This window comes from Halomonas sp., from assembly GCF_041689495.1.
Lineage (GTDB): Bacteria > Pseudomonadota > Gammaproteobacteria > Pseudomonadales > Halomonadaceae > Halomonas.
Window position 1 is genome coordinate 1 of the sequence record NZ_JBDNGD010000183.1, and the last position, 7,993, is coordinate 7,993.

At 64.6% G+C, this 7,993-nt stretch carries 6 protein-coding genes and 1 pseudogene; 4 read left to right on the top strand and 3 right to left on the bottom strand.

What is annotated here, in order from left to right:
- Positions 1 to 135: 135 nt before the first annotated feature.
- The 3 genes and pseudogenes from ACESMD_RS06330 to ACESMD_RS06340 all read right to left on the bottom strand — a co-directional run.
- Entirely contained in the window at positions 136 to 1,770 is a 1,635-nt protein-coding gene (locus ACESMD_RS06330) for a bifunctional DedA family/phosphatase PAP2 family protein (protein WP_372611389.1), read from the bottom strand.
- An 87-nt stretch (positions 1,771 to 1,857) separates the two neighbouring features.
- Positions 1,858 to 2,664, bottom strand: a complete 807-nt coding sequence (locus tag ACESMD_RS06335; RefSeq protein ID WP_372611391.1) for a zinc-dependent peptidase — start codon at positions 2,662 to 2,664, stop codon at positions 1,858 to 1,860.
- Positions 2,665 to 2,752: 88 nt separating this feature from the next.
- Positions 2,753 to 3,565: pseudogene (locus tag ACESMD_RS06340) on the bottom strand (nitrilase-related carbon-nitrogen hydrolase); the annotation flags it as partial.
- 224 nt (positions 3,566 to 3,789) lie between these two features.
- On the opposite strand from ACESMD_RS06340, the gene ACESMD_RS06345 reads away from it, so the two are divergent.
- The 4 genes from ACESMD_RS06345 to ACESMD_RS06360 all read left to right on the top strand — a co-directional run.
- A complete protein-coding gene (locus ACESMD_RS06345; protein ID WP_372611393.1) occupies positions 3,790 to 4,977 on the top strand; it encodes an ABC transporter ATP-binding protein in 1,188 nt (395 codons plus the stop codon).
- Positions 4,978 to 4,992: 15 nt separating this feature from the next.
- Positions 4,993 to 6,288 (top strand): ABC transporter substrate-binding protein, encoded by a 1,296-nt coding sequence (locus ACESMD_RS06350; RefSeq protein WP_372611395.1) that lies wholly within the window; start codon positions 4,993 to 4,995, stop codon positions 6,286 to 6,288.
- Positions 6,289 to 6,376: 88 nt separating this feature from the next.
- Complete coding sequence (locus tag ACESMD_RS06355) at positions 6,377 to 7,264, top strand: carbohydrate ABC transporter permease (RefSeq protein WP_372611397.1); 888 nt, start codon at positions 6,377 to 6,379, stop codon at positions 7,262 to 7,264.
- Positions 7,265 to 7,298: 34 nt separating this feature from the next.
- On the top strand, positions 7,299 to 7,993 hold a 695-nt coding region (locus ACESMD_RS06360; RefSeq protein ID WP_372611399.1), incomplete at its 3' end, for a carbohydrate ABC transporter permease.

Genomic DNA, 7,993 nt, shown 5'->3' on the forward strand with positions numbered 1-7,993 from the left:
GCGCTTGCGATACGACACGCTTCAGCGCTTGGGGCTGACATGACATCACCGCGTCATCCCGACGTCTCCCAGGCCAAGATGAGGCGACCATCCCACTCGCCTGGGGGATGCACGGGTCGCTTGATCATGCCCCCTTCACCAAGGCTCTCCGCCAACTGGTCTCTGGCGGCATTGATGGTGGGCAGGGCCCGTTCCATGGGCACCAACCCGAGAAGTTGGTAGCGGCGCTGTGTCACCACCCAGATCGATACGCCTGTCGGGCAATTGAAGGTAAGCGTGGTCACGCCAGTCCCTCAGTGACAGCTGCTGCTGTTCTGGTTGCGGCATATAGCGCGCCTGGTCGTCGGCGAACTGACGGTAGATGTGAAAGGGCCAAGCCAAGGCCAGAGTGATCAGGGCAATCCCCACCAGGCCTCCTGGATCGAGTGAGCGGGGCCGGTGGCGTGTGTAACTGACGGCCAGCAGTGTGATCCAGGCCGTGGCGACGGCGATGCCGGCGATGACGTCGGCCAGCCAGTGCGCCCCCAGGTAGAGGCGCGAGAACGCAATCAGCGTGACCGGGACACTGACACTGGAGATCGCCCACACGCGCCTACGCGGGCTCAATTCACGGGCGATGAGAAAGCCCAGGAACCCGTAGAGGACGGCATTGATAGTGGCGTGACCACTGGGGAACGAAAACGCCTCCCAGCCGGTGTACAAGTCCGTGGGACGCGGCCAGTGAACGGCCCACTTGATGAGCGGGGTAAAGAGCGAGGCACCGACGATCGCGGCGATCCAGTAGCCCGACGCCTGCCAGGCGCGACACCAGAGCAGCCAACCCAGCATGACCACCGTCAGTATCGTGACGACGAAACTGTCACCCAACTCGGTGACGGCCAGCATCAGGTGATCGCCCCAGGTGGTGCGAAGGCTCTGCAGGAAATGAAACACCGCCTGGTTGGCCTGGACGAGCGGATCACCGGTGACGATATCCTCGAGAATCCCCAGGAACAGCCAGAGGGAGCCGACGAGAACCGCGGCACCCACCAGGAGGGCGCGGGTTTCGGAACGCTCGGGTTGCAGAAGCCCCCGTATCAGGCGCCTTGGCCGGGTATCCTCCTCGGCACTCCAGAGAATCAGCCGGTTCTGAAGTAGCATCAGCCCGCGGAGTCCCGAGCCGAGAAGGATATGGCGGGTCAGCCATACCACGACCCAGATGAGCAGGGCCATCAGAACCAGGAACAGGGCCAATCGTCCTGCTATCTGCGCGACGAGATGCAGCGAGGCACCGAGTGCTACCCCGGCGACGACATGGCTCGTCGCCCAGATCAATGCCGAGGCGATGTTGAAGGCGTAAAAACGGATCGGCGGCATGCCGGACATGCCGGCGACCAGCGGGATGAAGGCTCTCGGTCCCTGAATGAACCGTGCCAGGAAGACGCCTTTACCGCCATGGCGGTAAAAAATCCCTTCAGCCTGAGAAACGAGCCGGGGGTAACGGCGCAATGGCCATAGCGCGACCAGGTCATCTCCGAAGCGCCGACCTAGCCAGAACGAGAGCCCATCCCCGATCACGGCGCCGGCGATAGCGGCGATGATCAGTGGCCACATGCTGAGCGCGCCAGAGGGCACCAGGGCGCTGATACCCACGATCAACACCGAGCCGGGCACGATGATGCCGACCACCGGAAGCGCCTCGGCCAGGGCGAGGAGCCCGACCAGTAGGTACGCCAGCAGCCAATGCTGGGCCGAGATGGCGGTGAGTTGTGACACGAGCTGATCGATCATGGTGATGATCCCATGTGAATCCCGCGACTCGAAAGGCATAGGCGACACTTCAAGCCGGCCGCGTCCTGAGTCGGCTCCTTCGGGACGCTAGCACCCGCTACTGGCCAGGCGAGCCAGAGGATCCTGCTGGAAATAGTGTGATAGTAGCCCATAGAGGGCCGGATAGGCCCGGTGGAGCCTCTCGGGGTCGCTGAAGAAGGCCTCGCAGCAGACCGCGAAGCACTCCCCGGGGTGGCTGGCGGCGTAGTCGTCAATGGGGGTGTCCTCGCCGCGCTCGAGCCGTTGCTGGAGGTCATTCCAGACGCCCATGAAGATGCGGTGCCAGTCCCGGGAGTCGATGTCCCCTGGCAGCGGCGGGAAGCCATCCACGTCCAGGGAGTTGCCCAGGTCGAGCTTGTGGGCGAACTCGTGGATCACCACATTGAAGCCATCGAGCCCGCCACTGGCCATGAGGTCGGGCCAGGCCACCACCACCGGGCCCTGATGGGAGGTCTCCCCGGCGCGCTCATCAACGTATTCGTGCATCACTCCGGCCTCGTCCATTTCCTCGACACGCCGTTGGAAGGCCTCCGGCAGGATCAGGATCTCGTGAACGCCATCGAAGGCCTCCCGGTGGTCGCTGTCGCTCCAGCCCAGGGTCAGCAGGCAGGCCTGGGCAGCCAGGGCCAGCTGCGCCGGGAGATCGAAGAGGGTCGACTCGACGAGGTCGGGGTGCAGACTCAGCCGCTTGGCATGCAGGAAGCGCCAGGCGCGATGTCCCAGGCGTTCGCCGTCGCTGTCACCCACAGCAGCGAGCAGCGGCAGGCGCGAGCGCGCCTCAGTCCAGTCGGCCTCGGGAAAGGGGTGGCGGTCGGCGAAGCGAGCCTCTCGCCACTGGCGTAGCCGATCCAGCATCGGCTCAGTTCTCTTCAAGATTGGCCCCGGAAGGCCGGCTCCCAGACTTCCAGGACCAGTCGCGCCAGCGTAGATCGAAGAGGTCCTGGCGGCGGTCCTGAGGAGTGATATGCAGCTTGGCCTGGCGCTCGATCTCGCCGTCGCGATGGCAGAGGTAGGCGATGTTGTAGAGGCGGTCGTCCTCGCCGACTTCGATCATCGAGCCGGCGATGATATTGATGTTGTAGGAGATGGCCATGCGCGACAGTTCTGTCTTGAACTGATCGGTAAAGCCGGCCAGGAAACGGATGGCGGCCTGCTGGTCCTTCTGGGCGGTGCGATCCTGCAGGCCCATCAGCGGGGCATTGAAGAGTTCCGGGAAGACGGCGAAGTCGCTCTGGTAATCCGAGAGGGCGTCGACGAAGTACTCCACCTGCTGGAGGACTGCCTCGACGGATTCAAACTCGCGCATCTGCCACTGCACGGCACCCACGCGAACCTGGGTGGGGCGATTCTCCAGCACCCGTTCGGCCGGCTCGAAGAGGATGTTGTTCCACTCCAGCAGGGTGGCATAGCCCTTGGATTTCTCGTCCTCCGGCAGGTACTTGCGCAACAGGCGCTTGACCTGGAAGTCGTTGGCCAGCTGGAAGGAGGGGATGGGATCATGGATCTCCTCGCGGGCCACCTTGTCCAGGTACTCGGCGGGCGAGAGTTCGTGGGCGTGCTCGTGGTACTGGGGAATACGGCCCCCGGCCAGGATTGCCCGCAGGTTGAGCGACCGGCACAGCTCCTTGCGTGCCTCGTGGAGGCGCCGTCCCAGGCGGTAACCGCGATAATCCGGGTGGATCAGCACGTCGAGCCCGTACATGGCGTCGCCATCCGGGTCGTTGAGGATGGTCTCGCGCTTGCCGATCAGGTCGTCGAGGGCCATGGCAGGTGGTTTCCTGATCGGGAGTGGAAGACGCATTCTAGCATGCGTCCCGGGCCCTCGATGGCCATCCGATCGTCATCCCGGTGTCATTGTCCTGTCATCCTTTTCGGTAAGAGTGGCCACAAGGTTGCCCAACACCAGCTAGGCTCTGCTGAGAGGGTAATGACGACATGTCGTCGCCATGCCCGGACACGATTCCCGGCAACGGATGGGTCATGCACGCCAACGACGAGCACGACGACAAGCGCATCCGTCTCGAGACGGTCACCAAGCGCTGGGAGGACACTCCCGCGGTGGACGGGATATCCTTCGATGTCTCGCCCGGCCAGTTCGTGATCCTGCTCGGCCCCTCCGGCTGCGGCAAGTCGACCACTCTGCGCATGGTCGCTGGTCTCGAACAGACCACCAGCGGATCAATCCACATCGGTGAGCGCGACGTGACGTACCTCCCCCCCGGCGATCGTGGCATCAGCATGGTCTTCCAGTCCTATGCACTTTTCCCCCACCTGAGCGTTGCCGACAACATCGTCTTCGGCCTGCGCAGCCGCAAGGTCCCCAAGCCCGAGCGCCGGGAACGCCTCGAGAGGGTCGCTAGGCTGGTCGATCTACAGGCCTATCTGGACCGCAAGCCCGCCCAGCTCTCCGGTGGTCAGCGTCAGCGGGTGGCGCTGGCCAGGGCTATCATCTCGGAGCATCCCATCTGCCTGATGGACGAGCCGCTCTCCAATCTCGATGCCCGGCTGCGCAGCGAGATGCGGCGCGAGATCAAGTCGCTCCAGGAGCGTCTCGGCATGACGGTGATCTATGTCACCCACGATCAGGTGGAAGCCATGAGCATGGGCGACCGGGTGATCCTGATGCAGGACGGTCGCATCGTGCAGGACGACACGCCCGATGCCCTTTATGATCGGCCCGCCTCGGCCTTCGCGGCGAGCTTCATCGGCAGCCCGGCGATGAACCTGGTGCGCCTGGCAGCCGGCGCCGATGGCGCCATCATCGAGGACGAGCCCCGCGTCCGAGTAGCCGAGCATGCGGCGGTCGGCGGCCTGCTGGGGGTACGACCCGAGGAGATCCGGGTGTCGCCGGAAGGGGCCTCGGGGGTACCGGCCGAGGTGCTCGACGAGGAGTACCTGGGCGCCGACACCATCCTGCGCCTGGCCGTCGGCAGCCAGGTCCTGCGGGCCCGCCTCGCCGGCAAGCCGGTGGTGACACCGGGATCACCCTGCCGCCTGTCGTGGCCGCTGGACAAGTCCCATCTCTTCGACGCCGACGGGAAGCGCCGCGATGATCTATCGCGTTTCCCCGTCGCGGCAGAGGAGGCCCTCGAGGGCATCGGCGGTGTCCGCAAGGCCGCCTCGCGTGCCCTTTTCTCGTCGAACCGACTCTCGGATAACCATCCCTGACCCAGGAGCCATGCTATGAATCCCCGACTTTCCCTGCGTTTCAGCCTGTTGGCCGCCGCCGGCCTGTTGAGTGCCGGCCCGGCCATCGGCCAATCCGCTGACGATCCTGTCGAACTGACGATGTACTATCCTGTCGCCGTCGGCGGTGCCCTGACCGATGTCGTCGATGGCCTGGTCGAGGGCTTCGAGGCCGAGCATCCCGACATCAGCGTCGAGGCCATCTACGCCGGCAACTACGACGACACCCGGGTACGCGCCATGTCGGCCATCGAGGCCGGTGATGTGCCACAGCTGTCGGTGATGTTCTCCATCGATCTCTTCGACCTGATCGAACAGGACGCCATCGTCGCCTTCGACGACCTGATCGAGACCGAAGAGCAGCAGGCCTGGCTGGACAGTTTCTATCCCGGGCTGATGGAGAACGGTCGGCTCGACGGCCAGACCTACGGCATCCCCTTTCAGCGCTCGACCATCGTGCTCTACTGGAACAAGGATGCCTTCGAGGCGGCAGGCCTCGACCCCGATACCCCGCCCGAGACCTGGACCGAGATGGCCGAGATGGGTGCCGCCGTGCGCGAGGCCACAGGCGGCGAACAATGGGGCGTGATGGTGCCCTCCACCGGCTATCCCTACTGGATGTTCCAGGCCTTCGCCTTCCAGAACGGCCACCGGCTGATGAGCGAGGATGGTACCGAGGTCTATTTCGACGACCCGGCGGCCATCGAGGCGCTGGAATACTGGGTGTCATTGGCCGCCGAGCACGAGGCCATGCCCGGCGGGGCTATCGAATGGGGCACGCTGCGCCAGAACTTCCTCGAGCAGTCCACCGCCATGATGTGGCACAGCACCGGTAACCTGACTGCGGTGCGCAATGCCGCGGACTTCGATTTCGGCGTGGCCATGCTGCCCATGAACACCCAGCGCGGCAGCCCCACCGGCGGGGGGAACTTCTACCTCTTCAAGGACACCACCGAGGAGGAGCAGCAGGCCGCCATGACTTTCATCCGCTGGATGACGGCCCCCGAGCGTGCCGCGGCCTGGTCCATCGAGACCGGTTACATGGGCGTGAGCCCGGCGGCCTACGAGACCCAGGCGCTGCAGGACTATGTCGAGACCTTCCCGCCGGCGGCGGTGGCCAGGGACCAGCTCGAGCATGCCACCGCCGAACTGGCCACCTACCAGGGAGGCCGGGTGCGTCGCGCCCTGGACAATGTCGTGCAGGCGGCGTTGACCGGCCAGATGACCCCCGCCGAGGCACTGGCCCAGGCCCAGCGCGAGGCGGATGCCGCGCTCCGGCGTTACGCACGCTGATGGATCCGGCCACCCGGACGAGACGTCGTCCCGTCCGGGTGGCACGGCATCGCGATGGCAATATTCACACTGACCGCGAGGAGCGGGCATGGCCAGCCTGAATCCCGATCGGCGCATGCAGGTCTATGGTGCGCTGCTGCTGTTGCCGGCGGCGCTGCTGCTGGCCACCTTCGCCTATCTGCCGACCATCGCCACCCTGATCAACAGCCTCTTCCTGCCCGGATTTCGCGGTGAGCCCGCGGCCTTCGTCGGGCTGGAAAACTATGCGTTGCTGATCGAGGACGACACCTTCTGGCAGGTGGCACGCAACAACCTCATCTATGCCCTGGGCACGATCCCCACCTCCATCGCCCTGGCGCTGGGCATGGCGCTGTTCGTCAACGCCAGGCTGCCCGGACGTGGCTTCGTGCGCATGGCCTACTTCACGCCGACCATCCTGCCGATGATCGCCGCGGCCAATATCTGGATGTTCTTCTATGCGCCGCAGATCGGCCTGTTCAATGCGATGCTCGACGCCGTGGGCCTGCCCGGCGTCAACTGGCTGGGAGATCCCGGCGTGGCGCTCTTCTCGGTGATCGTGATGACGGTCTGGAAGGAGGCAGGTTTCTTCATGATCTTCTACCTGGCGGCGCTGCAGAGCATCCCGCCGGAGCTCGAGGAGGCCTCGAACCTGGAGGGCACCAGCCGCTGGAGCTTCTTCTGGCGGGTCACCTTCCCGCTGCTGATGCCGACGACCCTGTTCGTGTTGATCAATGCGCTGATCAATGCCGTGCGGGTGGTGGATCACCTCTTCATCCTGACCAAGGGCGGGCCCAATAACGCCACCAACTTGCTGCTCTACTATGTGTACGAGAACGCCTTCTCGTTCTTCGACCGCACCTATGCGGCCACCATCACGGTGGTGATTCTGCTGGTGCTGGCGGTGGTTGCGACCGTCAAGTTCACCATTCTCGACCGCCGGACACACTACCAGTGAACAGGATGTCGATGATACCGACAGGGACCCGGCCATGACTTCATTACACGCCGCCTCCATCCCGACTCGCGACCTGGCGTCACGATTGCCCAGCCTGGAGACCATCGCCGCCTGGCTACTGGCGATCATCTGGATCTTCCCGCTGCTTTATGCCTTCTGGGCGGCCTTCCATCCGGCGGAATTCATGGTGCGCTTCGAGCTGCTGGCGCCGCTGACCCTGGACAACTTCACCGATGCCTGGGAGCAGGCGCCCTTCGCCCGCTACTACCTGAATACCTTCGCCCTGGTCACCGGGGTGGTGCTGGCGCAGTTCGTGGTCTGTACCCTGGCGGGCTTCGCCTTCGCCCGCTTCCCGGTGCCCGGCAAGGACATCCTCTTCATGCTGGTACTGATCCAGCTGTTCGTCTTTCCCGAGGTGCTGATCGTCGAGAACTACCGCATCGCCAGCGGCCTGGGGCTGGTCGACACCATCACCGGCATCGGCCTGCCCTATGTGGCCAGTGCCTTCGGCATCTTCCTCCTGCGCCAGACCTTCAAGACGATCCCTCGTGAACTGGAAGATGCCGCCCGGGTCGAGGGCTGTGGCTGGATGGCGATCCTGCTCAAGGTCTATGTGCCCCTGGCCAAGCCCACCTACCTGGCCTACGGCCTGGTGTCGATCAGCCACCACTGGAACAACTTCCTGTGGCCCCTGGTGGTCACCAACTCGGTGGAGAGCCGCCCGCTCAC

Coding starts and splice junctions, on each gene's coding strand:
- ACESMD_RS06330 (WP_372611389.1), bottom strand. CDS start 1,770: ATGATCGATCAGCTCGTGTCACAACTCACCGCCATCTCGGCCCAGCAT.
- ACESMD_RS06335 (WP_372611391.1), bottom strand. CDS start 2,664: ATGCTGGATCGGCTACGCCAGTGGCGAGAGGCTCGCTTCGCCGACCGC.
- ACESMD_RS06345 (WP_372611393.1), top strand. CDS start 3,790: ATGCACGCCAACGACGAGCACGACGACAAGCGCATCCGTCTCGAGACG.
- ACESMD_RS06350 (WP_372611395.1), top strand. CDS start 4,993: ATGAATCCCCGACTTTCCCTGCGTTTCAGCCTGTTGGCCGCCGCCGGC.
- ACESMD_RS06355 (WP_372611397.1), top strand. CDS start 6,377: ATGGCCAGCCTGAATCCCGATCGGCGCATGCAGGTCTATGGTGCGCTG.